This is a genomic window from Bradyrhizobium sp. McL0616 (genome assembly GCF_049993385.1).
In the GTDB taxonomy this organism is placed as follows: Bacteria; Pseudomonadota; Alphaproteobacteria; order Rhizobiales; family Xanthobacteraceae; genus Bradyrhizobium.
In genome coordinates this window covers 800,387-825,218 of the sequence record NZ_CP188255.1, presented here as the reverse complement: position 1 = coordinate 825,218, position 24,832 = coordinate 800,387, and the positions used below count along the sequence as shown (strand labels likewise).

Genomic DNA, 24,832 nt, shown 5'->3' with positions numbered 1-24,832 from the left:
CTGAGGTATATGACGATGAGTGGTTGGATAGCTAACCCCACTCATCCCGGAACGAAGTGATGCGTTTTCACTTCGTCCAATCCATCTCTCGAACGACCTGGGAAAATCGCTCACTCTCGACCGATCATGGGTGCGACCGAGACACAACGCGCGACGTATGCATCGCGAGAAAACCCGTCGCCCGGCGACGTCGCCGCTGGAAGCCGGCATCCCGCATGCGCGAGTAGACGCCCTAGGTGTGGTCTTTCAGGAGGTTGTCCATCTGGTCTGAACCGAGGAAGCTGAGGTTGCGAAGCTTCAGTGTTCCAAGGAGAGACCAGATGAACGTCCACAAGAATGCGCCTTTGACACCCAAAGGTCGAGAGGCGATGGTTCGAAGCGTGGTGGAGGGCGGGCTGAGCCAGGCCGACGCAGCTGACCTGTTCAACACGACACCGAAGACCGTCGCCAAGTGGGTCAAGCGCTTCCGCGCAGAAGGTGTGGAAGGGTTGCGTGATCGCTCCTCCAGACCCCATTCATCGCCGAGCCAAACCCCGCCAGCCACGTGCACGGTCATCGAGGCCTTGCGCCGGCAGCGCCACACCGGGAAGCAGATCGCAGCCGAGGTCGAGGTGTCGCCGGCCACCGTCAGCCGTGTCCTGCGCCGTTTGGGCTTGAACCGGATACGGGATCTGCAGCCGGCCGAGCCGGAACGCCGCTACGAGCGCGAGACCCCGGGCGAGATCATTCACATCGACATCAAAAAGCTCGGGCGTTTCCAGCGTGTCGGCCACCGCATCACCGGCGATCCGAGTGGTCCGAACAAGAGCCGCGGCGCCGGCTGGGATTTCGTCCACGTCTGCATTGACGACCATTCCCGCGTCGCCTTCTCCGAGATCAAGCCTGACGAGACGGCGGACAGCGCTGTTCCCTTTCTCAAGGCAGCTGTGGCCTATTACAAAAGCCTCGGCGTCACCGTTACGCGCGTCATGACCGACAATGGCAGTTGCTATCAGTCCTTCGCCTTCCGCGATGCTTGCGGGGACCTGGGCATCAAGCACATCCGCACCAAGCCTTACACGCCGAGAACAAACGGCAAGGCCGAGCGCTTCATCCAGACCGCACTTCGGGAATGGGCTTACGCCAAAGCGTATCCAACATCAGATCGGCGCGCCCAACAGCTGCCGATCTGGCTGCACCAATACAACTGGCACCGACCCCACGGTGGTATAAAATCTCAAACGCCGATCAGCAGGCTCGGTTTGACCGGGGACAACCTCTTGAGGCTCCACACCTAGGGCTTGAATTCCGCCACCACCGTCCGCCGCCCCGGCGCAGGTCCCACATACCGCGCCCGTGGCCTAATCAGCTTCCCAAATTGCAACTGCTCGCTGGCATGCGCGATCCAGCCGACGCTGCGGGCCATGGCGAACAGCGCGAGCTCGCTGCCGGCGGGACAGCGCAGCGCGTGGACGAGCACCGCGAGCGCGTAGTCAATATTGACGAGCTCGCCGGTCGCCTCGACGATCCGCTCCGGCACCTCGCGGGTGAACTTGCGCGGCGCGCCGGCGCGGGTCAGCGCGTTCAGCAGCGATTGCGCGCGCGGATCGCCGCGCTTGTAGACGCCGTGGCCGAAGCCGGCAAAGCGCTCGCCGAGTGCGACGCGCTCGCGCACCATAGGCGCGACATCGCGGTCGATCAGCGTCTTCACGAGCTGCGAGGCCAGCACGCCGGCGCCGCCATGCTTCGGCCCCTTCAGCGCGGCGAGGCCGGCGATGACGGAATCATAGAGATTGAGCCCTGTTGATGCAGCGCAGCGCGCGGTGAAGGTCGAGGCGTTCAATTCGTGGTCGGCGAGCAGCACCAGCGCGCGGCGGATCAGATCGCCGGCATGCTTATTGTCCGGCGCCCAGGCTTGCGCGATCTGCTGGTGCAGCGGCTCGGATGACGGCTCTGCATTGAGCATGGTCGCAACTAGCAGCCGTACGATACGGGCGCCGACCAGTGCGCGGCCCTCGGGCGCGCGGGTGAAGGCACGCGAATCCGCGCTGGTCGCGAGCGCCAGCACCGCAATGGCGCGGTCGATCGGCGCGGCGCGGCGCGCAGCCTCGGCGATCATGCGCATCTCGTCGGAGACCGCAGGACAATTGTCCGGCGCAAACGGATCGACGCCGGACACATCCCAGAGCAGCGTCGCGGTGTGCTCCAGCGTGTCGCTCTCGGCAAGATCGACGCAGTTGACGCCGCGATAGATCGGGCCGTCCTCGGTAATGGTCGAGATCTCCGTATCCATCACCGGCAAATCGGCATCGAAGCTGCGCAGGCCGCGCGGTTCCGGTGACGGCACGCGGCGCTCCTTCAGTCCACGGACGTCCTCGGCGCGGTAGCGGTTCTTGCGCGAATCCGGCGTCGGCTCGGAGCGGATCAGGCCGCGGCTGACATAGGCGTAGAGCGTGGCCGGCGAGATCGCGAGCTCGGCGGCGGCTTCCCGGGCGGAGAGGTAGAGCTCCTCGGAATTATTCATATTGATTTATGTAATCAAGATTGATCAATCTGTCCAGAGGCCCGATTTTCATACCGTGAACAAGGAGATTTGGGCCATGAACATCCACCTCACCAAAAGCCAGATCGGGCTGGACGGCGTTCCCGCGGCCGAAACCGTGCTGAGCCATGTCGACGGCGAGCGCGGCCAGCTGATCATCGCCGGCGAGCATGTCGGCACCCTCGCGAGCCAGTCGAGTTTCGAGGGCGTCACCGCCCGGCTCTGGAACGGCGCGACCGGAAGCACACTGAGCGAAGCCAATGTGCGCGCGAACCTGGGCGCGGCGCGCGAGCGCGCCTTTGCACGGCTCGCCGACCTGCTGCCGTCAACGCACGGGATGAGCGTCGTCGACGGGTTTCGTGCGGCGGTCGCGGGGCTGCGTGCGGAGAACGGCCTCGAGCATGAAGCGACGATCGTCGGTGCGTTCCCGGTGATTGCGGGTGCGCTGGTCCGCCGCGCCAAGGGGCTCGATCCCGTTGCGCCCGACCCCAACGCGAGCCACGCCGCCGATACGCTTCGGATGTTGCGCGGCTCATCGCCCGAGCCGCGCGAGGTCGCGGCGTTGGATGCCTATTTCGTCACGGTCTGCGATCACGGCATGAACGCCTCGACCTTCACCACGCGTGTGGTGGCGTCCACACAAGCCGACCTGTTTGCCGCCGTCACCGCCGGCTATTGCGCGCTGACGGGTCCGTTGCATGGCGGCGCGCCGGAGCCTGTGCTGGAAATGCTCGATGCGATCGGCTCCAGCGAGCGGATCCCAGCCATGGGTTGATGCGGCGCTAGGACGCGGCGAGCGGCTGATGGGCTTTGGCCATCGCGTCTATCGCGTGCGCGATCCGCGCGCCGATGTGCTCAAGGCCGCGATCGAGCGGTTGTCGGCTGACGGCGCCGACCTGCCCTTCGCCGGCGAGGTCGAGGCCTATATCCGAGCAGCCTTGCGCAAGAAAAATCCGGACCGGCCGCTGGAGACGAATGTCGAGTTCTTCACCGCGATCCTGCTCGATGCGCTGGCGATTCCAAGGCAGGCCTTCACGCCGATCTTCGCAGTGGCGCGCGCAGCGGGGTGGACTGCGCATGCGCGCGAGCAGCAGCGGACGGGGCGATTGATACGGCCTAGTTCGTCGTACGTGGGGGCGATGCCGAAGGAATGATGCGCGGTGGCGCAACAAAACAAAATGTCGTCCCGGCGAAGGCCGGGACGACGCCAGAGAGCGTTGTGAGAGGCCCTACGCCTCCCGCACCACCGTCTTCAGATAATTATACGCCTTGATGATCTCGATCAGGCGGTCTTCGGTGGAGCGGTCGCCGCCATTGGCGTCGGGGTGGTGCTGCTTCACCAGCGCCTTGTACTTGGACTTGACGTCGGCGAGCGTCGCACTGGGGCCGAGGCCCATGACCTGGAGCGCCTTGCGCTCGGCATTCATCACCTTGCGGGTTTCGACCTTGGGCTGGGCGGCCTCCGGACCCTTGCGCCAGCCGGTGCGGCCGTTGAGTTCCGCGAACATGCTGAACGGATCGAAGGCGCCGTCGATCTCGGCCTCCGCGCCCTTCTTGACGCCGCCATTGGCGCCCATCTTCCAAGTCGGACGGTGACCGGTCAGCGCATCCTTCTGGTAGCGCGCGACGGCGTCGGCATTCATGCCGGAGAAGAAATTGTAGTTCTGGTTGTACTCGCGCACATGGTTCAGACAGAAGTGCCAGTACTCGCGCGAATTATCGCGGCCCTTGGGCGCGCGATGCGCGCCCTTGTTCTGGCACCCGGTCCATTCGCAATTGACCACGGTGTCGCGCGGCTTCACGTCCGGCTGCTTGCCTTTCGGCTTGACCCGGATGGAGTCGAAGAACTTTGATGAATCGATCGGCATGACCAACTTTGACTACGCAATGCAAAAACCTTCAAGTCTTGACATTGCAATTAGGACAAAACCCGTTCTCAAGAACGGCCGCCAAGGCGGCCTATCGCTCAAGAACGGCCGCCAAGGCAGCCTATCGGCATTGACGGAGTGCGATCGCGCACCTTAATGGCAAACATGGCTACCAAAGACATTATCAGCAACAAGTTGCAGGAAGCTTTCACGCCGGAAAGCCTGCAGGTCGTCGACGAGTCACATTTGCATGAGGGCCATGCCGGCCATCGGCCGAGCGGCGAGACGCACTTTCGCGTTTATATCGTGTCTCAAGCCTTCAATGGGAAGAGCCGGGTCGATCGCCACCGCATGATAAATTCGGCGCTGGCCGCGGAACTCTCCGGCAGCGTGCATGCGCTCGCCATTCACGCGCAGGCGCCGGGGGAAGGGTGATCTGCGCTTACCCTCCCCTGGTGGGGGAGGGTAAGCGAAATCAAAACGACGTCCCGGCCCGCTTCGGCCTGGCTTCCTCCAGTTCCGCGTCGCGCGGCACCGGTGAAATACGGAGCGCGGTGATGCGGTTGCGTTCGCGGCGGAGGACGCGGAAGCGGAAGCCGTGGAAGGTAAAGCTCTGGCCGCGGTCGGGGATCGATTGCGCCTCGTGAATGACGAGGCCGGCGACCGTCGTTGCCTCTTGGTCAGGCAGGCGCCAGTCCATGGCGCGGTTGAGATCGCGGATCGGCACCGAGCCGTCGACCACGACCGAGCCGTCCGGCTGGGCGCGCACGCCGGCGACCACGACGTCGTGCTCATCGGAGATGTCGCCGACGATCTCTTCCAGGATGTCTTCCAGCGTCACAAGACCTTCAACTTCGCCGTACTCGTCGACGACGAGCGCGAAATGGGTTTTTCGGCGGCGGAACGCCTTCAACTGTTCGGAGACTGGGCGCATCTCCGGCACGAACCAGGGCGGCAGCGCGATGGTGGAGACATCAATGCGCGAGGTATCGCCGTCCGCCGCGCGGATCGCGCGCAGCAGATCCTTGGCGTGGAGCACGCCGATGATGTTTTCCGGCTTCTCGCGCCACAGCGGGATGCGGGTGTATTCGGTCGCCAGCACCTCGCGCACCAGCTCCTCCGGCGGCAAATCGGCGTTGATCATCATCATCTCGGTGCGATGGATCATGACGTCGGAGACCTGGAGCTCGCGCAAATCCAGCAGGCCACCGAGCATGTCGCGGTCCTGTTTCTCGACCTTGCCCTCGTGGTGCAACAGGTCGACCGCGCCGCGCAAGCGCTCGGTCGGAGACAGGATCGCCTGGTGCTCGCCGGCCAGGCCGAACAGCCGCATCAACAGCCGCACGATGACCTCGACGATCCTCAGCAGCGGCCCCAGCACATACATGGTCAGCCGCATCGGGCGCGCCACCGCCAGCGCCATACGGTCGGGCGCGTTGATGGCGATGGTCTTGGGCAGCACCTCGGCGAAGATCACGACCAGTGCCGTCATCACGCCGGTGGCATAGAGCACGCCGACATCGCCGAACCAACCGGTAAAGATGCTGGTGGCGAGCGCGGACGCGCTGATATTGGCGATGTTGTTGCCGAGCAGCAGCGCGCCGATCAGGCGTTCGCGCATGTCGAGCAGTTGCGAGACGACGTCGGCGTCGCGATTACCCTGCTTGGAGAGCCGCAGCATGCTGGCGCGCGAGGCACCGGTCAGCGCGGTCTCGCTCGCGGCGAAGAAGCCGGAGACAAGCAGGCAGATGACGACGATGGTGAAGCCAAGCCAGTCCATGAATCACTCAACAGCTATGCAGCCGCGCAATCACGCCTTGAGAGCGAGCTTTTCCTTGAGGAAGTCGCGCACCGGAGCCGGCTCGACGTCCTTCGCGATGACGGCGCGCCCCACGGCCTCCAGCAGAATGAAGGTGAGCTTGCCGCGCTTGACCTTCTTGTCCTGCGCCATCAGTGCCATCAGTGCGTCGGCGTCGGCCAGACCTTCCTGCGCGAAGCCGGCGATATCCTGCAAGCGCGTCGGCAAGCCTGCCTCGACCAAATGGCGCTCGACGCGCGCGGCATCCGCCTCGCCGATCATGCCGAGCCTGGCCGAGAACTGCGCCGCCAGCGTCATGCCGATCGCGACGCCCTCGCCGTGGAATAGGCGATCGGAGAAGCCGGTCGCGGCTTCCAGCGCGTGACCAAAGGTGTGGCCGAGATTGAGCAGCGCGCGCTCGCCGGTCTCGCGCTCGTCGCGCGAGACGACACCGGCCTTGGCGCGGCAGGAGGTCGCGATCGCGTGCTCACGCGCGGAGCCGCCCTTGACGATGTCGGCGTGGTTTGTCTCGAGCCAGGTGAAGAAGGCCTCGTCGCCAAGCACGCCGTATTTGGCGACCTCGGCATAGCCGGCGCGGAATTGCCGCGGCGACAGCGTGTCGAGCACGGCGGTGTCGGCGATCACCAGCACCGGCTGGTGGAAGGCGCCGAGCAGATTCTTGCCCTGCGGCGAGTTGATGCCGGTCTTGCCGCCGACGCTGGAATCGACCTGCGCCAGCAGCGAGGTCGGCACCTGCACGAAATCGACGCCGCGGCGCAGGATTGCGGCGGCAAAGCCGGCGAGATCGCCGACCACGCCGCCGCCAAGCGCGATGACGAGATCGTTACGCTCGATCTTGGCGGCAATCAGGGCCTCGCTGACCTTTGTCAGGCCGGCATAGGTCTTGGAGATCTCGCCTTCCTCGACGACGATTCGCGACGTCGGGATGCCCGCCGCAGCGAGCGACGCCTCGGCCGGCTCGAGCCAGTATTTTGCGACGGTGCGGTCGGTGACAATCGCCGTGCGGACACCGGGGCCCAACGCCGCAACGCGCGCGCCGAGCGATTGCAGGACGCCTCGGCCGATGACGATATCATAGGCGCGATCGCCCAGTGCGACGTCGACGATGACGGAATCGGAATGTTTCAAAGGCGCAGTCATCTTAACGCACTCGCGACGTCGGCTGGTGGCTCGGATGCGGCGGCCTGGCCGCAGAGATGGCCGCGCAGCGTCTCGATGGTCTCCTCGACGATCTTGTCATGCGGCACGTCGCGCGAGGCAATCGTCAGATCGGCATTGCTGTAGACCGGCTCGCGTTCGGTGAGCAGGCGCGTCACGGTGCCTTCGGGATCGGCGGTCTGGAGCAGCGGACGATCGGCGCGGCGGCGCACGCGACGCATGATGACGTCGTGATCCGCCTTGAGCCAGATCGAGATCGCCTTGGCCGCAATCCGTGCGCGGGTCTCCTCGCGCATGAAGGCGCCGCCGCCGGTCGCCAACACCACCGGTTCGCCGTCCAGCAGACGCGCGATCACCCGCGCTTCGCCGTCGCGGAAATGCCGCTCGCCATGGCGTTCAAAAATCTCCGGTATGGTCATGCCGGCCGCCGCCTCGATCTCGGTATCGGCGTCGATGAAGGGCAGATGCAGCCGCGCCGCCAAGCGGCGGCCGATGGTGGATTTGCCAACGCCCATCATGCCGACCAGCACGATCGAACGCGTCCCGAGTGCCGACAGGATATCGGCCTCAGGGGAAGCAGGTGCTGGCAACGCGGCGTCGGACATGTCCCTCGCTCGATCTGCCGCCAAATGCGGCATCCGGCCACCTATACTACCCCCCGAGCTTCCCTCGCCAGAGGACTCTTGCCACGAAACGGCGAACATGTTGGATGATTTCATTGGTTAATTCGCTCGCCGAGACCTTACCCGATGCCCAGCCTGTTCCGCTTCCTGACGGTCGTCGCCGTGATTGCCGGCATCGTCTATGGCGTGGTCTTCGCGCTGGCGAATTTCGTCAATCCAAAACCACGGGAAATGACGGTGACGATCCCTGCGGATAAATTTCTCAAGAAATAGGAGCTAGGCTCCGGGGCATGCGTGCCAAATCTTCTGCCAGCAAGCCCTCTGACACCAAGCTCACCGGCCTGTTCCTCGACATGCTCGCGGCGGAACAGGGCGCCGGCCCCAACACGCTCGATGCCTACCGCCGCGACCTCACCGATTTCTCGGATTTTTTAGGCCGCGCCGGTCACAGCTTTGCGGATGCGGAGACGCAAACGCTGCGCGATTATCTTGCCGATCTCGACACCCGAGGCTTCAAATCCTCCAGCGTCGCGCGGCGGCTGTCGGCGATGCGGCACCTGTTCCGCTTTCTTCTGAACGAGCGCATCCGCACTGAGGATCCCGCCGCAATCCTGTCCGGCCCCAAGCGCGGCCGCGGCCTGCCAAAGGTGCTGTCGATCGCGGATGTCGACCGCATGTTGACACGCGCCAAGGAGATGAGCGACGCCGCAGACGCCTCGTCGTCGCAGCGGCTGCGGAATCTGCGGCTGTATTGCCTGCTGGAGGTGCTCTACGCGACGGGCTTGCGCGTCTCGGAGCTCGTGGCGCTGCCGCGCACGGCGGCCAAGCGTGACGCCCGCATGATCGTGGTGCGCGGCAAGGGCGACAAGGAACGCCTGGTGCCGCTCAACGAGGCCTCGCGGCAGGCGATGGCGGATTATCTCGCGGCGACCGAGGCTGCGAAGACCGAGAAGAAGAGCAGCCTCGCTGCCTCGAAGTGGCTGTTTCCCTCGTTCGGCGAGAGCGGGCATCTGACGCGGCAGCATTTTGCCCGCGATTTGAAAGAGCTCGCGGTTGCCTCCGGCCTCCAGGCCCGGCTGGTCTCCCCGCACGTGCTGCGCCACGCCTTTGCCAGTCACCTCCTGCACAACGGTGCGGATTTGCGCATCGTGCAGACCCTGCTCGGCCACACCGACATCTCCACCACACAGATCTATACCCATGTCGTCGAGGAGCGGCTGAAGAGCCTGGTGCGCGACCTGCATCCGCTGGCGGAGAAGTAAATGTCGTCCCGGCGAAGGCCGGGACCCATACCGCGTGATCAATCTGTGACGGGCGGTGTCAGTACAGCGAGAAGACCGCATCACTACGAGTCTTCGCTAAACTCCTTCCTGTGGTTATGGGTCCCGGCCTTCGCCGGGACGACAGTGGAGGGCGAAACCGCCTTGACTTCGGCCACATCTCCGCAGAAAGAGCCGTGGCCTTATTCGTGATTTGGCGCGCTCCCTAAGAGCGCACAGGTCAACCCCTTGAAGAAGCTACACTTCTTTACGAGAAGCCAAGCCCGCTTCGCGTCCTCGCTCCGTCCCCCTATATTGAGTTGATGCCAGACCAGATGCGCAGCTATCTCGATTTCGAAAAGCCCGTCGCCGAGCTCGATTCCAAGCTCGACGAATTGCGCACGTTAGCGGCCTCCGGCTCCGATATCGCCGAGGAGATCGGGCGGGTCGAGGACAAGGCGGCGCAGGCACTGGCCGACCTCTATACCAACCTGACGCCGTGGCAGAAGACGCTGGTCGCGCGGCACCCGCAGCGGCCGCATTTCTCCGACTTCATCAAGGGCCTGATCACCGAATTCACGCCGCTCGCCGGCGACCGCAAGTTCGGCGAGGACGAGGCGCTGGTCGCGGGCTTCGGCCGTTTCCGCGGCGAAGCGATCTGCGTGATGGGCCAGGAAAAGGGCGATTCCACCGACAGCCGCATCAAGCACAATTTCGGCATGGCGCGGCCCGAAGGCTATCGCAAGGCGGTGCGGCTGATGGAGATGGCCGAGCGTTTCGGCCTGCCGGTGCTGTCGATCGTGGATTCCGCCGGCGCCTATCCCGGCATCGGCGCGGAAGAACGCGGCCAGGCCGAGGCGATCGCGCGCTCGACTGACGCCTGCATGGCGCTGGGCGTGCCCAACGTCGCGGTCATCACCGGCGAGGGCATGTCGGGCGGCGCCATTGCGATCACCACGACCAACAAGGTGCTGATGCTGGAGCACGCGATCTACAGCGTGATCTCGCCGGAGGCGGCGTCCTCGATCCTCTGGCGCGACGGCACCAAGGCCCAAGAAGCCGCCAACAACATGAAGATCACCGCCCAGGACATGCTCCGCTTCGGGGTGATCGACAGCATTTTGAAAGAACCGGTCGGCGGCGCCCACCGCGACCCCGCCGCCATGATCGCCACCACGGGCGAGGCCATCGCCAAGGCCTTCGACGAGCTGCGCGGCCTGGACAGGGACGCCATCCGCAAGCAGCGCCGGCAGAAATTTCTCGATATCGGCCGCAAACTGGGCTGATTCGGGCCGTTTCGGACCGTAGGGTGGGTTAGCCGAAGGCGTAACCCACCACTGGTGGCCCGGTAACCCCGCATTAACCCTTTTTTTGCCCAAATCAGCGATCTCAGTGCCATTCGGGCTGTAAGGCCCAAGTAAGGCCTCAACTAGCGTCCAAGTTTAGTCTCTGTTGACCATGCCACTGGGCCAACGGGCTCGTGATCCTCGGTCGGGTTGCGACCCCATCGCCCAGAGGTTAGAATTTTAATCAATGGCTTCAGGGCATAAGGCTCGGAGTTTGGTCACCGAAACACCGTCGATGCCGGTCTCGCATCGATGGTTTGACCAGGCTCAGGATCGGGGTTTTCGAGCCTTGCCCGGAACGTTGTGGGGTTCGTCTTGACTGCTAGCTCGCTTGCTCGCGCGATTTTGGCTTCGGTTGCGCTTGCCGCCAGTGTTGTGCTGGCCGGCTGCGACACCGATCAGGTCTCGCTCGCGACCAACGCCAAGGCCAATCAGCCGGTCACGCCAAAGCTTCTCGCCGCGATGGTCGAGAAGGACATGGATCTGCAATCGCCGATCCTGGTCCGCCTGTTCAAGCAGGAGGCCGAGCTCGAGATCTGGAAGCAGACCCGCTCCGGCCAGTTCGCGCTGCTCAAAACCTATCCGATCTGCCGCTGGTCCGGCGATCTCGGTCCGAAGGTACGTGAAGGCGACCGCCAGGCGCCGGAGGGATTCTACTCGATCAATCCCGGCCAGATGAATCCGCAGTCGGCCTATTACCTCTCGTTCAACACCGGCTTTCCCAACGCGTTCGACCGCGCACTCGGCCGCACCGGCTCGCAGCTGATGGTGCACGGTGATTGCTCCTCGCGCGGCTGCTACGCGATGACCGACGAGCAGATCGCCGAGATCTATTCGATGGGCCGCGAGTCCTTCTTCGGCGGCCAGAAGGCGTTCCAGTTCCAGGCCTATCCGTTCAAGATGACGCCGGTGAACATGGCCAAGCACCGCAACAATCCGAACATGGCGTTCTGGAAGATGATCAAGGAAGGCTATGATCATTTCGAGGTGACGCGACAGGAGCCGAAGGTCGATTTCTGCGAGAAGAAGTACGTCTTCGACGCGACGAAAGCGCCCGACGCCAAGCGTGATCCCGTGTTCGACGCGTCGGCAAAGTGCCCGGCCTATGTGATCCCCGAGAATATCGCCAGCGCCGTGCGCGAGAAGGAAGAGCGCGACCAGGCCGAGTACAACAAGCTCGTCTCCAAGGGCACACCGGTGGCGCGCATGAACACCGGCATCGACGGCGGCATGAACAAGATCTTCGCCGCGAAGATTCCGGAGGGCTCGACCGGCCTGTCGGAGGAAGCCGAAGGCTCGACGCTGCAGATGCTGGCGATGTCGCGCGCGCCGGGCACGATCCCCGGCACCGTCAATCCGCCCAAGCCGAATTTCGCGGCAACTGCGGCCGCTACGCAGGAAGAGCCGGTCGTGGCCGTCGCCGCGCCGACCGCGAATATGCGCGTCGCCACGGCCCAGCCAGCCGAGAAATCCGGCTTCTTCTCCGGCCTCGCGCGCAAGATGGGCCTAGGCACCGCGGACACGACGGCGACCGCATCGGCTCCGCCGCCAGCTACGGCAGCGCCTGCCAAGCCGGCCGTCGCCGCGGCAAAACCCGCCCCGCAGCCGCAGGCGCCGAAGTCAGTCGTCGCCGTGAAGCCCGCTGAGCCGGCCAAGCCCGATACGCGCCTTGCAGCAACGCGTCCGGCGCTGAAGCCGTCGGTGTCGGATGGCGCCGCCAGCAGCGACAGCCAATTCGCGGGTGCTGCGCCCGTGGTGCCGGCAAATTCGTTCGACAACCGCTTTTCGGCGATGAAGTGAGATCGGCCGCACTCGACGCGGTCGGCTCATTCAATTCAGGCCTTACACTCAACGTTTCACCGTGACCTCCGCGCAACGGCAAAGCCGTTGTCGCTCGAGGTGGCCGCTTCTTCAGCGGTCCTCGAACGGCGACGGAGCTAGTGCGGTGCGCCCGGCGGAACACACGCCGAAGCGACAAACACCACTATGGCGCCAGATACCGCAACAGGTCCGGACTGCTTCGCACCTCCTCCGCAGCCCCCTGTAGCGCCACGCGGCCGCGGTCCAGCACATAGGCATAGTCCGCGACGCGGAGCGCGAGGTCGAGGTGTTGCTCGACGATGATGACGGCGATGTTCTTCGCGAGCTCGATCAGGCGCTCGGTGATCTCCTCGATCACGCCGATCCAGACGCCTTCGGTCGGCTCGTCCAGCAGCAGGAGCTTTGGATCGCCCAGCATGGCGCGGCCGATGGTCTTCATCAGCGTAGTCTTGCCGGCGCCGTTACGCCCGAGCACGGCGACGCGGCCACGCCAGGGAATGCCGAGGTTGACGTCGAACAGGACCTGGCTGCGGCCATAGCGACCCATAGCCACAAAATTGGGTTTGGCGAAGGCTGCTCGTTGCGCTTCTTCACCCGGTAAAACGACCGCGTACTCTCGATAGATTCCGCGGTATGCGTCCCGGCGAAGGCCAGGCGAAGGCCGGGACGACAGCGGAATGTGCGACGACCGCGAAGCTCAGCGGCTAGCCGTACCGCCCGTGGCAGTGCTTGTACTTCTTGCCGCTCCCACACGGGCAGTCCTCGTTGCGGCCGATCTTGCCCCAGCTTGCCGGGTTCTTCGGATCGCGCAGCGCTGCGTCGGTGGCCTGCGGGGCGAGCGAGACGTTGGCGATGGCCATTTCGTCTTCGCCGGTGTTCGGGTCGAACTTGTGCGCTTCCATCGGCGGCAAGATGGGCGCCTCCTGCTCCGGCGGAACGATCTCGACCCGCATCAGCTGCGCGGTGACGGCCTCGCGCAGATGCGCGCTCATCTCCTGGAAGAGATTGAACGCCTCGGTCTTGTACTCCTGCAGCGGATCGCGCTGGCCGTAGCCGCGCAGGCCGATGACCTGACGCAGATGGTCGAGCATGATCAGATGCTCGCGCCAGAGATGGTCGAGCGTCTGGAGCAGAATGGTCTTCTCGACGTAACGCATCACGTCGGGACCCCATTGCCCGACCTTGGCGGCCATGTGCTCGTCGGCGCGCGTCTCGATGCGCGTGAGCAGCTCCTCGTCGGCGATGCCCTCTTCCTTGGCCCAGTCCTGCACCGGCAGGTCGAGATCGAGCACGCGCTTCAGCTCTTCCTTCAGGCCGGCGACGTCCCACTGCTCGGCATAGGCATGCTCGGGCACGTGCTTGGCGACGAGGTCGTCGATGAAGGCGTGGCGCATGTCGGTGACGGTCTCGGCGACGCTGTCGTCCTTCATCAGGTCGACGCGCTGGTCGAAGATCACCTTGCGCTGGTCGTTCTGGACGTTGTCGAACTTGAGCAAGTTCTTGCGGATGTCGAAGTTGCGGGCTTCGACCTTCTGCTGCGCCTTCTCCAGCGCCTTGTTGATCCAGGGATGGATGATGGCCTCGCCCTCTTGCAGGCCGAGACGCTGGAGCATGCTGTCGAGGCGATCCGAGCCGAAGATGCGCATCAGATCGTCTTCCAGCGACAGGAAGAACTTCGAGCGGCCAGGATCGCCCTGACGGCCGGAACGGCCGCGGAGCTGGTTGTCGATGCGGCGGGATTCGTGGCGCTCGGAGCCCATGATGTAGAGGCCGCCGGGCTTCGTCACGGTCTTGGCGGGCTTGTTGCCCTTTGCCGGCTCGATCTCGACGGTCTCCTCGGCCTTCAGCACGATCTCGCGGAAGCGCTCGACGTCGGCCTTGATCTGTTCGATCTTCTTGGCCTTCTCGGCCTCGTCCTCGATGCCCGCAGTTTCCTTCGGGATGCGCATCTCGAGCGAGCCGCCGAGCTTGATGTCGGTACCGCGGCCGGCCATGTTGGTCGCGATCGTGATCGCGCCGGGCACGCCGGCTTCCGCGACGATATAGGCTTCCTGCTCGTGGAAGCGCGCGTTCAGCACCGCGAACAGCTTGGCCTGCTTGCCGGCGCGCGCCGCGGCATAGAGCTTGTCGAGCGCGTTCTCTTTGCCGAAATCGATCTGCTTATAGCCGTTCTGCTTGAGGAATTCAGCGAGCACTTCCGACTTCTCGATCGACGCGGTGCCGACCAGCACCGGCTGGAGCCGCGAATTGGCGCGCTCGATCTCGGCGAGGATGGCGACGTATTTTTCCTTCTGGGTGCGATAGACCTCGTCGTCCTCGTCGAGGCGTCCTACCGGCACGTTGGTCGGGATCTCCACGACTTCGAGCTTGTAGATGTCAAAGAGTTCGTCAGCTTCGGTCAACGCCGTGCCGGTCATGCCGGCGAGCTTTTCATACATCCGGAAATAGTTCTGGAACGTGATCGAGGCCAGCGTCTGGTTCTCCGGCTGAACCTGCACATGCTCCTTGGCTTCCAGCGCCTGGTGCAGGCCTTCGGAATAGCGGCGGCCCTGCATCATGCGTCCGGTGAACTCGTCGATGATGATGACTTCGTCGTCGCGGACGATGTAGTCCTTGTCGCGCGTGAACAGCGTGTGGGCACGCAGCGCCTGGTTGATGTGATGCACGACGGAGACGTTCTCGACGTCGTAGAGCGATTCGCCCTTGAGCTGGCCGGCGTCGCGCAGCAGCGTCTCGATCTTCTCCATGCCGGCTTCGGTCAGCGTCACCGTGCGCTGCTTCTCGTCGACCTCGTAGTCGGTCTTGTCGAGCTTGGGCAGGAAGCCGTCGATGGTGTTGTAGAAGTCCGAACGGTCGTCGAGCGGGCCGGAAATGATCAGCGGCGTACGCGCTTCGTCGATCAGGATGGAGTCGACTTCGTCGACGATCGCGTAGAAGTGCGGCCGCTGGACCATGTCCTCGAGCCGGTACTTCATGTTGTCGCGCAGATAGTCGAAGCCGTATTCGTTGTTGGTGCCGTAGGTGATGTCGCAGGCATAGGCGGCCTTGCGCTCGGAATCGTCGAGGCCGTGGACGATCACGCCCGTCGTCATGCCGAGGAAGCCGTAGATCTGGCCCATCCAGGCGGAGTCGCGGCGGGCGAGGTAGTCGTTGACGGTGACGACGTGGATGCCCTTGCCGGCCAGCGCGTTGAGATAGACCGCAAGCGTTGCAACCAGCGTCTTGCCTTCGCCGGTCTTCATCTCGGCGATGTCGCCCTCATGCAGCACCATGCCACCGAGCAGCTGGACGTCGAAATGGCGCTGGCCGAGCGTGCGCTTGGCGGCCTCGCGCACGGTGGCGAAGGCCGGCACCAGCAGGTCGTCGAGCGTTTTGCCCTCGGCAAGCTGCTTCTTGAAGTCAGCGGTACGGGCCTTGAGCTCCTCGTCGGAGAGCTTGATGACCTCGTCCTCCAGCGCGTTGATCGCGCTGACGCGGGACTGATATCCCTTCACCCGCCGGTCGTTGGCGGAGCCGAAAAACTTGCGGGCGAGCGCGCCGATCATGCCTAGTTCCTGTGTTCGCGATTTAACCGCGTTGCAGCCGAAAGGTTGTCACCCGCTTGCCTATCAACTCACCGTGACGCCTGTTGGCATCAGAGCCCGGACTGCGGGGGGTCATCCGCCATATGGGTGGGAATTGGGCTAGCCTGGGTTCAACGGCCAAAAACGCAGCAAAATAAACGCCATCGCCATGGTCGCGACCGGGCAGAGATATGGCCCGGTCAGTGCCTTGTCAACGGCGGCCGCATTGCGGCTAATTCATCATTTTGACAGACTTTTCGCGTTGCCAAGCCCCCCTGAATTGGGCGAGTGTCCGCCCCGCTCGAGAAGCCCCCTGCTTCAACAAAAGGATTTTCCATGACCACCTCGTTCCCGGTAACCAAAACCGGCCTGCGCTTCGGCCTCGCCACCGCCCTCGCGGGCTGCCTTGCGCTGGCGCTGATCGCAGGTCCCGGCCGGGCTGCCGACGATCCGGTGCTGGCGAAGGTCAATGGCGTGGACATCAAGAAGAGCGACGTTGCCATGGCCGAGGAGGAACTCGGACCGAGCCTCGCCCAGATGGATCCGGCGACCAAGGACGATAACGTCCTGTCCTTCCTGATCGACATGAAGATCGTGGCCAAGGCCGCCGAGGACAAGAAGGTCGCCGACGGCGAGGAGTTCAAGAAGCGCATCGCGTTCGCCCGCAACCGCCTGCTGATGGACAGCCTGCTTGCCCAGGAAGGCAAGGCCGCGACCACCGACGATGCCATGAAGAAGGTCTATGAGGAGGCCTCCAAGCAGATCACCGGCGAGCAGGAAGTGCGCGCCCGCCACATCCTGGTCGAGACCGAGGACGAGGCCAAGGCGGTGAAGGCCGAGCTCGACAAGGGTGCCGATTTCGCCGAGCTCGCCAAGAAGAAGTCGAAGGATCCGGGTTCCGCCGACGGCGGCGACCTCGGCTTCTTCACCAAGGAGCAGATGGTGCCGGAATTCTCCGCCGTCGCCTTCGCGCTCGAGCCGGGCAAGATCTCCGACCCCGTGAAGTCGCAGTTCGGCTGGCACGTCATCAAGGTCGAGGAAAAGCGCAACCGCAAGGCGCCGGACTTCGAGCAGGTCAGGGCCCAGATCGAGCAGTACGTCACCCGCAAGGCCCAGGCCGACTATGTCGCCAAGCTGCGCGCCGAGGCCAAGGTCGAGCGCCTGGACCAGCCGGCGGATGCGGCCAAGGACGCCAAGCCCGCCGACGCGGCCAAGCCGTCCGATGCGAAGCCGTCCGACAGCAAGATGGCGCCCCCCGCCAAGAAGTGAGAATTTGCTGTCACTTCGGTGACGCCAAGAGTATCTAAGCATCGCAATGGCCGGGCATCGCCCGGCCATCTGCATGTCCAGACCTCACCAAGGCGCTACCTCCGATGTCCTCCTCCGTCTCCCCGCTCGCCCCCAAATCTGTTCCCGACATGCCTGTAATCGCGGGCGTCCGTCTCGCGACGGCTGAGGCGGGCATCCGCTACAAGAACCGCACCGACGTGCTGCTGGCGGTGATGGACAAGGGCACCTCGGTCGCCGGCGTCTTCACCAAATCGAAGTGCCCGTCCGCGCCGGTGGAATGGTGCCGTGCAAAACTCAAAGGCGGCAAGGCGCGGGCCCTCGTCGTCAATTCCGGCAATGCCAACGCCTTCACCGGCAAGACCGGCCGCGGTTCCACCGCGATGACCGCGAAGATCGCCGCCAAGGCCGTCGGATGCAGCGAGAGCGAGATCTTCCTGGCCTCGACCGGTGTGATCGGCGAGCCGCTGGACGCGACCAAGTTCGACGGCGTGCTCGGCCGTCTCGCCGAAAGTGCCGAGCCCGGCGATTATCTGACCGCGGCGAAGGCAATCATGACCACCGACACCTTCCCGAAGGTCGCGACCGCCACCGTCAAGCTCGGCAAGGCCAAGGTCACCATCAACGGCATGGCCAAGGGCGCCGGCATGATCGCGCCGGACATGGCGACGATGCTGTCGTTCATCTTCACCGACGCGCCGATCGCGCCCGCCGCGCTCCAGGCGCTGCTCAAGAGCGGCGTCGAGGACACTTTCAACGCGGTGACGATCGACGGCGACACCTCGACCTCCGACACGCTGCTGGCCTTCGCGACGGGCGCCGCCGCCGAGCACGGTGCACCGAAAATCAGCCGTGCCAGCGATCCGCGCCTGAAGGCTTTCGTCAAGGCGTTCAACCAGGTGCTCGCCAACCTCGCCGAGCAGGTGGCGCGCGACGGCGAAGGCGCCCGCAAGCTGGTCGAGATCACGGTCGAGGGCGCCAAGACCAAAGCCTCCGCACGCAAGATCGCGATGTCGATTGCCAATTCGCCGCTGGTGAAGACCGCAATCGCCGGCGAAGACGCCAATTGGGGCCGTGTGGTGATGGCGGTCGGCAAGGCCGGCGAGCCGGCCGATCGCGACAAGCTCTCGATCGCCTTCAACGGCATCCGCGTTGCCAAGAGCGGCGCGCGCGATCCGTCCTATGACGAGGCGCAGGTGTCGGAAGCGATGAAGGCCCCGGAGATCGCGATCAAGGTCTCGCTCGGTCTCGGCAAGGGCCGCGACCGCGTGCTGACCTGCGACCTCACCAAGGAATATGTGGCGATCAACGGGGATTACAGGTCGTAGCTGAAAGCCGATGGCCGATCTCAAACTGACACTGGTGGTGGCCTGCGCGCTTGTCGACGCCGACAAGCGCGTGCTGATCGCGCAGCGCCCCGAGGGCAAGACGCTGGCCGGCCTGTGGGAGTTTCCCGGCGGCAAGTGTGAGCCCGGCGAGCGGCCGGAACAGAGCCTCATCCGCGAACTCCACGAGGAGCTCGGCATCACAGTCGCCGAGTCGTGCCTCGCGCCGCTGACCTTTGCGAGCCACGCCTACGAGACCTTTCATCTGTTGATGCCGCTCTACATCTGCCGGCGCTGGGAGGGCCAGGTCACGCCGCGCGAAGGCCAGACCCTCGCATGGGTCCGCGCCAACAAGCTGCGCGACTACCCGATGCCGCCCGCGGACATTCCGCTGATCCCGCATTTGATTGATTTGCTGATGTGACGCGGACCTCATCCTGAGGAGCGCGGAACGCGCGTCTCGACGGATGGCCGCATGCCAAGAGCGTGGCCTTTATGGTTCGAGACGGCGCTGACGCGCCTCCTCACCATGAGGATCAAATCTCCCCCGCCTTCTTCACCGCCTCCGCCAGGCTCGCTTTGGCCGAGCCGGGCTTCAACGGCTGTTGCTGGCTCGCATGCGGCGCCCAGCCGGAGAGCCAGATGATGTCGAACGTCGCGCGGATGCGGCCGTCGGCATCGGCAAAGCGTTCGGCATAGATCTCGGCCATCCGCAGCAACGTCGCGCGCCGGCTCAATGTGCGCCGACGCTCGATCAGCACATTGGCCGCGCCCATGCGGCGAAGATCCTGCATCAGTGCGAATGCGTTGGAATAACGCACCACAACACGGTCGACGTCGGTGACCGGCAGCGCAAAGCCCGCCCGCTGCAATAGCGCGCCGATATCGCGCAGATCAGCGAACGGCGCCACGCGCGGCGACACCCCGCCCTCGCATTCGGCCTCCGCCGCGGCAAAGGCCTGGCGCAGCTCCGTCAAACTGTCGCCGCCGATCATCGCCGCCAGCAAGAGCCCATCCGGCTTCAGCGCGCGACGGATCTGCGCCATCACGCCCGGCAGATCGTTGACGAATTGCAGCGCCAGCGCCGAGACGACGAGATCGAGGCTTTCGGGCGCGAAGGGCAGCCTCTCCTCTCCGGTTTCGCCAAGCGCGATCCGCTGAAATGACGGCAACCGTGCGCGCAGCGTCGCCAGCCCCTCGCCGGGCGTCCAGAGATCGGCTGCAGCGCCAAACTCCCGCATCACGGCGGCCAACCGGTCGGACATGTCCTCGGTGACACGATCCAGCAGAAATGTAACCTCGCCCTGCGCACGCGCGCGCTGCTGCCGCGCGTGCAGCAACGCACGATCGAACAAAGCGGGCGGGGTTTGTTGGTTTGTGGCCATGCTGGTGGTTACGCCGATCACGACGGTTCTGGCAATCCACTGCGGGTGACGTTAGCCTTCCCCCATGGAAGCCGACACTGCCCCCTCCCGCTCCATCGCCGCACCCTTCCGTGCCACATGGACCGCCGGCCGCCACGTGCTGTCGCGCGCAGCGCGGCTCGCGCTCGACATTGCGCTGCCGACCTTATGCGTGTCCTGCCGCGAGCCGGTCGATGGCGAAGGCGTGTGCGCGGCGTGCTGGGCCAAGCTGTCGTTCATCGCTCCGCCTTTTTGCCCGCGGCTCGGCATTCCCTTCGTCTACGACCCCGGCCCCGACATGCTGTCGATGGAAGCGATCGCGAGCCCGCCGGCCTACCAGCGGGCGCGGGCGGCGGTGCGCTATGATGACGTCGCGCGCACGCTGGTGCACGCGCTGAAATATCAGGACCGCACCGATCTGGCGCCCGCCATGGGCCGCTGGATGGCGCGCGCGGGTGGTGAGCTGCTCGCGGACGCCGACATGCTAGTGCCTGTTCCCCTGCATTGGCGCCGGGCCTGGCGGCGCCGCTACAACCAGTCCGGGGCGCTGGCGCGCATCATCGAGCGGCAGAGCGGCGTGAGGGTGCGGGGTGAGGTGCTGCGGCGTGTGCGTGCCACCGAGCAGCAGATCGGCCTGTCGCGGGCCCAGCGCGCCACCAATGTGCAGGGCGCATTCCAGGTATCCCCCGACCGTCAGGCCGAGGTCCAGGGCCGGCGTATCGTCCTGGTCGATGACGTCTTGACCTCCGGCGCGACGCTGGATGCCTGCGCGCGGGCCTTGCTTCGCGCCAAGTCGACGTGCTGGTCTTTGCCCGGGTTGTCCAAAGCCGGTAAACTCCCATATAATTCAACGAATTCACGACATGAAAGCGCTGGACGCCATGAACGCTGCCGTCGAGATCTACACCAGGCCGGGCTGCGGCTATTGTTCCGCCGCCCGGTCGCTTTTGACCCGCAAGAAGGCGAGCTTCACGGAATTCGATGTCGCCAAGAACCCGTCATGGCGCGACGAGATGTACGATCGCGCCGGCGAAGACTCGACCTTCCCACAGATCTGGATCGGCGGAACCCATATCGGCGGCTGCGACGACCTCTACGCACTCGATCGCGAAGGCAAGCTCGACGCCATGCTCGAGAGCGTGAAGGCCGTATCATGAGCGAGAATCGCACCTTCACTGCCGCCATGATCCAAATGCGTACCGGCCTGATGCCCGAGCCGAGCCTCGCGCAGGCCACCAAGCTGATCCGGCAGGCGGCCGCCAATGGCGCCGACTATGTGCAGACACCCGAAGTCAGCAACATGATGCAGCTGAACCGCAAGGCGCTGTTCGAACATCTCCAGAGCGAAGAGAGCGACGCCTCGCTGAAAGCCTACCGCGCGCTCGCGGCCGAGCTGAAGATCCACATCCATGTCGGCTCGCTGGCGCTGCGCTTCTCGGAGGAAAAAGCGGTGAACCGCTCCTTCCTGATCGGGCCCGAGGGCGATGTGCTCGCGAGCTACGACAAGATCCACATGTTCGACATCGAGCTGCCGGACGGCGAGAGCTATCGCGAATCCGCCAATTACCAGCCGGGCGAGACCGCCGTGATTTCCGACCTGCCCTGGGGCCGGGTCGGGCTGACGATCTGCTACGATGTGCGCTTCCCCGCGCTCTACCGCGCGCTGGCTGAAAGCGGCGCTTACTTCATCACCGTGCCTTCGGCCTTCACCCGTAAAACCGGCGAAGCGCATTGGCACATATTGCTGCGTTCGCGCGCGATCGAGACCGGCTGCTTCATCTTTGCGGCGGCGCAGGCCGGTCTGCACGAGAACAAGCGCGAGACGTTCGGCCATTCGCTGATCATCGATCCCTGGGGCGAAATCCTCGCCGAGGGCGACGTCGAGCCCGGCATCATCATGGCGAAGATCGACCCGGCCAAGGTCGAGACCGCGCGCCGGGCGATTCCGTCGCTCCAGCACGGCCGCCGCTTCGGCGTCGCCGACCCCAAGGCCGGGCCGGACCATCTGCATCTGGTGCGGGGATCGGCATGATCCGCTACGCGCTCCACTGCGACCACGACCACGCCTTCGAGAGCTGGTTCCAGAGCTCGTCGGCCTATGATTCGCAGGTGAAGCGCAAGCTGGTGACCTGCCCGATCTGCGGCTCGGCCAAGGTCGACAAAGCCATTATGGCCCCGCGCATCGTTGGCAAGAAGGGGCGCGGACCCGCAACGCCTCCGCCGGAGCCCGTCACCACGACCACCACGCCGGAGGCGTCGCCGACCGGATCGACCTCACTGATGATGGCGCAGGAACGAGAGCTTCGCACCAAGCTGAAAGAGCTGCGCGATCACATCGTGAAGAACGCCGACAACGTCGGCGAGCGTTTTGCGAACGAAGCCCGCGCAATGCATTACGGCGACAAGGAGCACCGTCCGATCTATGGCGAGGCCTCGCCGGACGAGGCGAAGTCGCTGATCGACGAAGGCATTGAAGTGTCGCCGCTGCCGACGCTGCCGGAAGACCGGAACTGACGCGCGAGGCGCGTCAGAATCCCACCAGCAACGCCACGCCGACCACGATCAGCACGATGCCGAATATTTCGCGCGGCGCGATCGGCTGCTTGAACGAGTAGTACGCCACCGCTTGCGCGAACAGCACCTCGATCAAGGCGAGCGTGCGGACATTGGCGGCGGCTGTCAGCGCGAACGCCAGGAACCAGAACTGCGAGGCGAAGGCGCCCATGAAGCCGGCGAGCAGCGACGGCTTCCACAGCCCCAAGATCGCCTGAAGCACTTTTGGCGCGCGCCAGAGCAGATAGATCGTCAAAATCAGCGTCTGCACGAACAGGCCGAGCACCAGCGTGAACGATGCCGCCGTCACAAAGGACACGCCCGGTACGTTGATGATGGCGCCGCGGAAGCCAACTGCAGAGAGCGCGAACGCCGCGGCCGCGACGAGGCCGGTGATAGTCGGCTTCAGTTCGGCAAAGCTCTTCTCGCCGCCGGGCCTGAGCGCGGTGATGATGACGCCGATCGTCGCGATCACGATCGCCAGCACCTTGAGCCATGTCAGGTGATCGCCGAGGAAGACGAAGCCGAAGATCGCGGTCTGGATCGCCTCGGTCTTCAAATAGGCCGTCGTCACCACGAAAGAGCGATCGTTCATCGCGAGCAGCATCAGGCCCGTGGCGACGATCTGGCTGAGCGCGCCGAGCAGCAGCCACGGCCAGAACACCGACGGCGGCATGCCGATATGATCGCCGGAGGCGATCAGCGCCACCGCGAGAAACAGCACCGAGAACGGGAAGCCGAACAGGAAGCGGATATTGGTCGCACCCCATGTCCCCAGCGGCTTCGTCAGCGACCGCTGCATTGCATTGCGCGCGACCTGCCCGGACGCGGCAATGATGGTGAAGGGAATCCAGAGGCTGGTGACGGTGAGCATGGGGTGGGGGTGGTTGGAGAGCTGTTGAGGCAACCTGCCGCTAGCTGTTTAACGGGTCAACCACACGAACGTCATGGGAGCGATGTTCGCGCAACAAACTCAGTGTCGTCCCGGCGAAGGCCACTACTTGCAGCAACGCCTCACACCATTCCTTCCGCCACGACCATGTAGTTCACGTCCATGTCCGACGAGAGGGTCCATTTGTCGGCGAAGGGGCTGTAGACGACGCCGGTCTGCTCGGTGATGACGAGGCGGTTGTCCAAAAGGTATTTCGTCAGTTCGTCCGGGGTGACGAACTTGTTCCATTCATGTGTGCCGCGCGGCAGCCAGCGCAGCACGTATTCGGCGCCGACGATGGCGAGCGCAAAGCTCTTCCAGTTCCGGTTCAGGGTCGAGACCACCATCAGTCCATTCGGCTTCAGCATCGCCGCGCAGCGCTTCAGGAAAACGCCGACATCAACGACATGCTCGACCACTTCCATCGCCAGCACGATGTCGAAGCGCTCGCGCGGGTCGATCTCCTCGACTGTGGTGCAGCGGTAGTCGATCGACAGATGCCCTTTGTCGGCATGCAGCTTGGCGGCCGCGATGTTGCTGACCGACGGATCCACACCGATGACCTGCGCGCCCAGCCGCGACAGCGGTTCGCACAACAGGCCGGCGCCGCAGCCAATGTCGAGCACGCGCAGGCCGCCCAGGCAGTTGAGGCTGCGCACATTGCGCTCGAACTTGCGGCAAGCGGCGTCGCGGATATAGCCGAGCCGCAACGGATTGATCCGGTGCAGCGGGGCCATCTTGCCCTTGGGGTCCCACCACTCGGCCGAGAGTTTTGAGAATTTTGCGATCTCGGCGGCGTCGACGGTCGAGCCCGACTGGGCGCTTTCGGCTGCGGAAGTATTTTGCTGCATGCTCATGGTTACGCGCGGTCCTACCGCGTGGTGATCGAACTACGGAAGGCGAGCGGCGAGGCGATGGTCGAGATGGTTTCTCGGCCTTCGCCGACGCCGTTGATGGTCACATCGCCATAGTTGAGAATACGTCCAAGAATGGTCTGGTTGACGTCAACGCTCTCGACCTTGTCCAGCGCCATCTCGAAGGTCCGGCGCTTGATGAACCCGGTCTTGTGCACGACCCGCAGATTGGTGACGTCGGTCTCGGTGGTGAAGCGATGGAACCAGCCCCTCACGGTCCAGTACAGGGCGGCCAGCGCCACCAGTCCCGAGCCGAGCAGGCACAGCACCATCACGCTGTAGATGTCGATCTGGCGGGAAGCCACGAACAGCGCCAAGGCCACGATCCAGGCCAGGATGGCCGGAAAATGAAAGATCCAGTGCGCATTGGTCGAATACAGCACCCGCTCGCCAGGTTGCAGGATCTCGTCGATATAACGCGCCATGATCTCGGTTAACCCA

General features: G+C 64.5%; 23 protein-coding genes and 2 pseudogenes. 14 read left to right on the top strand and 11 right to left on the bottom strand.

Translation table 11 applies throughout. From position 1 onward, the window contains the following. The first annotated feature begins 320 nt into the window (after positions 1-320). Entirely contained in the window at positions 321-1,277 is a 957-nt protein-coding gene (locus ACPPVR_RS03960; protein WP_426612209.1) for an IS481 family transposase, read from the top strand. On the opposite strand, the gene ACPPVR_RS03955 is transcribed toward ACPPVR_RS03960, so the two are convergent. Beyond that, positions 1,274-2,503 (bottom strand): citrate/2-methylcitrate synthase, encoded by a 1,230-nt coding sequence (locus ACPPVR_RS03955; protein ID WP_426612967.1) that lies wholly within the window; start codon positions 2,501-2,503, stop codon positions 1,274-1,276. The two genes, ACPPVR_RS03960 and ACPPVR_RS03955, sit on opposite strands and share 4 nt — an antisense overlap. Positions 2,504-2,579: 76 nt before the next feature. Here ACPPVR_RS03955 and ACPPVR_RS03950 point away from each other — a divergent pair. Continuing rightward, positions 2,580-3,675 (top strand): annotated as a pseudogene (locus tag ACPPVR_RS03950) (citrate synthase/methylcitrate synthase). Between the two features lie 75 nt (positions 3,676-3,750). Here ACPPVR_RS03950 and ACPPVR_RS03945 read toward each other — a convergent pair. Further along, positions 3,751-4,389, bottom strand: coding sequence for a J domain-containing protein (locus ACPPVR_RS03945; protein WP_426612966.1), 639 nt, complete (start codon positions 4,387-4,389; stop codon positions 3,751-3,753). Between the two features lie 165 nt (positions 4,390-4,554). On the opposite strand from ACPPVR_RS03945, the gene ACPPVR_RS03940 reads away from it, so the two are divergent. Then, positions 4,555-4,824, top strand: coding sequence for a BolA family protein (locus ACPPVR_RS03940; RefSeq protein WP_426612965.1), 270 nt, complete (start codon positions 4,555-4,557; stop codon positions 4,822-4,824). 40 nt (positions 4,825-4,864) lie between these two features. Here the strand turns inward: ACPPVR_RS03940 and ACPPVR_RS03935 are convergent, their stop codons facing one another. Genes ACPPVR_RS03935 through ACPPVR_RS03925 form a run of 3 tightly spaced genes read right to left on the bottom strand, consistent with a single transcriptional unit; the run spans position 4,865 to position 7,971 of the window. Continuing rightward, complete coding sequence (locus ACPPVR_RS03935) at positions 4,865-6,169, bottom strand: HlyC/CorC family transporter (protein WP_426612964.1); 1,305 nt, start codon at positions 6,167-6,169, stop codon at positions 4,865-4,867. Between the two features lie 30 nt (positions 6,170-6,199). Continuing rightward, positions 6,200-7,348, bottom strand: a complete 1,149-nt coding sequence (gene aroB, locus ACPPVR_RS03930) for a 3-dehydroquinate synthase (protein ID WP_426612963.1) — start codon at positions 7,346-7,348, stop codon at positions 6,200-6,202. Continuing rightward, a complete protein-coding gene (locus tag ACPPVR_RS03925; RefSeq protein WP_426612962.1) occupies positions 7,345-7,971 on the bottom strand; it encodes a shikimate kinase in 627 nt (208 codons plus the stop codon). The genes aroB and ACPPVR_RS03925 overlap by 4 nt, the downstream gene beginning before the upstream one ends. Positions 7,972-8,115: 144 nt before the next feature. Here ACPPVR_RS03925 and ACPPVR_RS03920 point away from each other — a divergent pair, with 144 nt between their 5' ends. From ACPPVR_RS03920 to ACPPVR_RS03905, 4 genes are all read left to right on the top strand, one after another. Further along, positions 8,116-8,262, top strand: coding sequence for a histidine kinase (locus tag ACPPVR_RS03920; protein WP_247340106.1), 147 nt, complete (start codon positions 8,116-8,118; stop codon positions 8,260-8,262). A 17-nt stretch (positions 8,263-8,279) separates the two neighbouring features. Beyond that, positions 8,280-9,251 carry a site-specific tyrosine recombinase XerD gene (gene xerD, locus ACPPVR_RS03915; RefSeq protein WP_426612961.1) on the top strand — a complete coding sequence of 324 codons (972 nt, stop codon included), beginning with the start codon at positions 8,280-8,282 and terminating at the stop codon, positions 9,249-9,251. Between the two features lie 320 nt (positions 9,252-9,571). Further along, entirely contained in the window at positions 9,572-10,534 is a 963-nt protein-coding gene (locus ACPPVR_RS03910; RefSeq protein WP_426612960.1) for an acetyl-CoA carboxylase carboxyltransferase subunit alpha, read from the top strand. A 375-nt stretch (positions 10,535-10,909) separates the two neighbouring features. Further along, positions 10,910-12,394: a L,D-transpeptidase family protein gene (locus tag ACPPVR_RS03905; protein ID WP_426612959.1), complete on the top strand. Its 1,485-nt coding sequence runs from the start codon at positions 10,910-10,912 to the stop codon at positions 12,392-12,394. Between the two features lie 184 nt (positions 12,395-12,578). Here the strand turns inward: ACPPVR_RS03905 and ACPPVR_RS03900 are convergent, their stop codons facing one another. After that, the gene (locus tag ACPPVR_RS03900; RefSeq protein WP_426612958.1) at positions 12,579-12,962 is read right to left on the bottom strand and encodes a hypothetical protein; all 384 of its coding nucleotides are present in this window, start codon (positions 12,960-12,962) and stop codon (positions 12,579-12,581) included. A 157-nt stretch (positions 12,963-13,119) separates the two neighbouring features. Next, complete coding sequence (secA, locus tag ACPPVR_RS03895) at positions 13,120-15,960, bottom strand: preprotein translocase subunit SecA (RefSeq protein WP_426612957.1); 2,841 nt, start codon at positions 15,958-15,960, stop codon at positions 13,120-13,122. Positions 15,961-16,314: 354 nt separating this feature from the next. Here secA and ACPPVR_RS03890 point away from each other — a divergent pair, with 354 nt between their 5' ends. The 3 genes from ACPPVR_RS03890 to ACPPVR_RS03880 all read left to right on the top strand — a co-directional run bounded on the left by ACPPVR_RS03890 (position 16,315) and on the right by ACPPVR_RS03880 (position 19,014). Continuing rightward, the gene (locus tag ACPPVR_RS03890; protein WP_426612956.1) at positions 16,315-17,247 is read left to right on the top strand and encodes a peptidylprolyl isomerase; all 933 of its coding nucleotides are present in this window, start codon (positions 16,315-16,317) and stop codon (positions 17,245-17,247) included. Between the two features lie 104 nt (positions 17,248-17,351). After that, on the top strand, positions 17,352-18,593 hold the full coding sequence (argJ, locus tag ACPPVR_RS03885; RefSeq protein ID WP_426612955.1) for a bifunctional glutamate N-acetyltransferase/amino-acid acetyltransferase ArgJ: 1,242 nt from the start codon (positions 17,352-17,354) through the stop codon (positions 18,591-18,593). A gap of 10 nt (positions 18,594-18,603) precedes the next feature. After that, complete coding sequence (locus ACPPVR_RS03880; protein ID WP_426612954.1) at positions 18,604-19,014, top strand: (deoxy)nucleoside triphosphate pyrophosphohydrolase; 411 nt, start codon at positions 18,604-18,606, stop codon at positions 19,012-19,014. Positions 19,015-19,126: 112 nt separating this feature from the next. Here the strand turns inward: ACPPVR_RS03880 and ACPPVR_RS03875 are convergent, their stop codons facing one another. After that, positions 19,127-19,975, bottom strand: a complete 849-nt coding sequence (locus ACPPVR_RS03875; RefSeq protein WP_426612953.1) for a methyltransferase domain-containing protein — start codon at positions 19,973-19,975, stop codon at positions 19,127-19,129. A 64-nt stretch (positions 19,976-20,039) separates the two neighbouring features. Here ACPPVR_RS03875 and ACPPVR_RS03870 point away from each other — a divergent pair. The 4 genes and pseudogenes from ACPPVR_RS03870 to ACPPVR_RS03855 all read left to right on the top strand — a co-directional run bounded on the left by ACPPVR_RS03870 (position 20,040) and on the right by ACPPVR_RS03855 (position 22,507). Next, positions 20,040-20,827 (top strand): annotated as a pseudogene (locus ACPPVR_RS03870) (ComF family protein). Between the two features lie 47 nt (positions 20,828-20,874). After that, positions 20,875-21,150 (top strand): glutaredoxin 3, encoded by a 276-nt coding sequence (gene grxC, locus ACPPVR_RS03865; RefSeq protein ID WP_426616325.1) that lies wholly within the window; start codon positions 20,875-20,877, stop codon positions 21,148-21,150. Then, on the top strand, positions 21,147-22,025 hold the full coding sequence (locus ACPPVR_RS03860) for a carbon-nitrogen hydrolase family protein (RefSeq protein ID WP_426612952.1): 879 nt from the start codon (positions 21,147-21,149) through the stop codon (positions 22,023-22,025). The genes grxC and ACPPVR_RS03860 overlap by 4 nt, the downstream gene beginning before the upstream one ends. Then, positions 22,022-22,507 carry a DUF1178 family protein gene (locus tag ACPPVR_RS03855; RefSeq protein WP_426612951.1) on the top strand — a complete coding sequence of 162 codons (486 nt, stop codon included), beginning with the start codon at positions 22,022-22,024 and terminating at the stop codon, positions 22,505-22,507. Before ACPPVR_RS03860 ends, ACPPVR_RS03855 begins: the two co-directional genes overlap by 4 nt. 13 nt (positions 22,508-22,520) lie before the next feature. On the opposite strand, the gene ACPPVR_RS03850 is transcribed toward ACPPVR_RS03855, so the two are convergent. From ACPPVR_RS03850 to ACPPVR_RS03840, 3 genes are all read right to left on the bottom strand, one after another. Next, entirely contained in the window at positions 22,521-23,420 is a 900-nt protein-coding gene (locus ACPPVR_RS03850; RefSeq protein WP_426612950.1) for an EamA family transporter, read from the bottom strand. Positions 23,421-23,560: 140 nt separating this feature from the next. After that, positions 23,561-24,334 (bottom strand): bifunctional 2-polyprenyl-6-hydroxyphenol methylase/3-demethylubiquinol 3-O-methyltransferase UbiG, encoded by a 774-nt coding sequence (ubiG, locus tag ACPPVR_RS03845; RefSeq protein ID WP_426612949.1) that lies wholly within the window; start codon positions 24,332-24,334, stop codon positions 23,561-23,563. Between the two features lie 14 nt (positions 24,335-24,348). Then, entirely contained in the window at positions 24,349-24,816 is a 468-nt protein-coding gene (locus tag ACPPVR_RS03840) for a PH domain-containing protein (RefSeq protein WP_426612948.1), read from the bottom strand. Between the last annotated feature and the right edge of the window lie 16 nt (positions 24,817-24,832).

Excerpts from the sequence above, each read along its gene's own strand:
- ACPPVR_RS03875 (WP_426612953.1), bottom strand. The coding sequence starts at position 19,975 with ATGGCCACAAACCAACAAACCCCGCCCGCTTTGTTCGATCGTGCGTTG.
- ACPPVR_RS03960 (WP_426612209.1), top strand. The coding sequence starts at position 321 with ATGAACGTCCACAAGAATGCGCCTTTGACACCCAAAGGTCGAGAGGCG.
- ACPPVR_RS03900 (WP_426612958.1), bottom strand. The coding sequence starts at position 12,962 with ATGGGTCGCTATGGCCGCAGCCAGGTCCTGTTCGACGTCAACCTCGGC.
- ACPPVR_RS03840 (WP_426612948.1), bottom strand. The coding sequence starts at position 24,816 with ATGGCGCGTTATATCGACGAGATCCTGCAACCTGGCGAGCGGGTGCTG.
- secA (WP_426612957.1), bottom strand. The coding sequence starts at position 15,960 with ATGATCGGCGCGCTCGCCCGCAAGTTTTTCGGCTCCGCCAACGACCGG.
- ACPPVR_RS03855 (WP_426612951.1), top strand. The coding sequence starts at position 22,022 with ATGATCCGCTACGCGCTCCACTGCGACCACGACCACGCCTTCGAGAGC.
- grxC (WP_426616325.1), top strand. The coding sequence starts at position 20,875 with ATGAACGCTGCCGTCGAGATCTACACCAGGCCGGGCTGCGGCTATTGT.
- ACPPVR_RS03850 (WP_426612950.1), bottom strand. The coding sequence starts at position 23,420 with ATGCTCACCGTCACCAGCCTCTGGATTCCCTTCACCATCATTGCCGCG.
- ACPPVR_RS03925 (WP_426612962.1), bottom strand. The coding sequence starts at position 7,971 with ATGTCCGACGCCGCGTTGCCAGCACCTGCTTCCCCTGAGGCCGATATC.
- ACPPVR_RS03935 (WP_426612964.1), bottom strand. The coding sequence starts at position 6,169 with ATGGACTGGCTTGGCTTCACCATCGTCGTCATCTGCCTGCTTGTCTCC.
- ubiG (WP_426612949.1), bottom strand. The coding sequence starts at position 24,334 with ATGAGCATGCAGCAAAATACTTCCGCAGCCGAAAGCGCCCAGTCGGGC.
- ACPPVR_RS03880 (WP_426612954.1), top strand. The coding sequence starts at position 18,604 with ATGGCCGATCTCAAACTGACACTGGTGGTGGCCTGCGCGCTTGTCGAC.
- ACPPVR_RS03955 (WP_426612967.1), bottom strand. The coding sequence starts at position 2,503 with ATGAATAATTCCGAGGAGCTCTACCTCTCCGCCCGGGAAGCCGCCGCC.
- argJ (WP_426612955.1), top strand. The coding sequence starts at position 17,352 with ATGTCCTCCTCCGTCTCCCCGCTCGCCCCCAAATCTGTTCCCGACATG.
- ACPPVR_RS03940 (WP_426612965.1), top strand. The coding sequence starts at position 4,555 with ATGGCTACCAAAGACATTATCAGCAACAAGTTGCAGGAAGCTTTCACG.
- ACPPVR_RS03890 (WP_426612956.1), top strand. The coding sequence starts at position 16,315 with ATGACCACCTCGTTCCCGGTAACCAAAACCGGCCTGCGCTTCGGCCTC.
- xerD (WP_426612961.1), top strand. The coding sequence starts at position 8,280 with ATGCGTGCCAAATCTTCTGCCAGCAAGCCCTCTGACACCAAGCTCACC.
- ACPPVR_RS03860 (WP_426612952.1), top strand. The coding sequence starts at position 21,147 with ATGAGCGAGAATCGCACCTTCACTGCCGCCATGATCCAAATGCGTACC.
- aroB (WP_426612963.1), bottom strand. The coding sequence starts at position 7,348 with ATGACTGCGCCTTTGAAACATTCCGATTCCGTCATCGTCGACGTCGCA.
- ACPPVR_RS03910 (WP_426612960.1), top strand. The coding sequence starts at position 9,572 with ATGCCAGACCAGATGCGCAGCTATCTCGATTTCGAAAAGCCCGTCGCC.
- ACPPVR_RS03920 (WP_247340106.1), top strand. The coding sequence starts at position 8,116 with ATGCCCAGCCTGTTCCGCTTCCTGACGGTCGTCGCCGTGATTGCCGGC.
- ACPPVR_RS03945 (WP_426612966.1), bottom strand. The coding sequence starts at position 4,389 with ATGCCGATCGATTCATCAAAGTTCTTCGACTCCATCCGGGTCAAGCCG.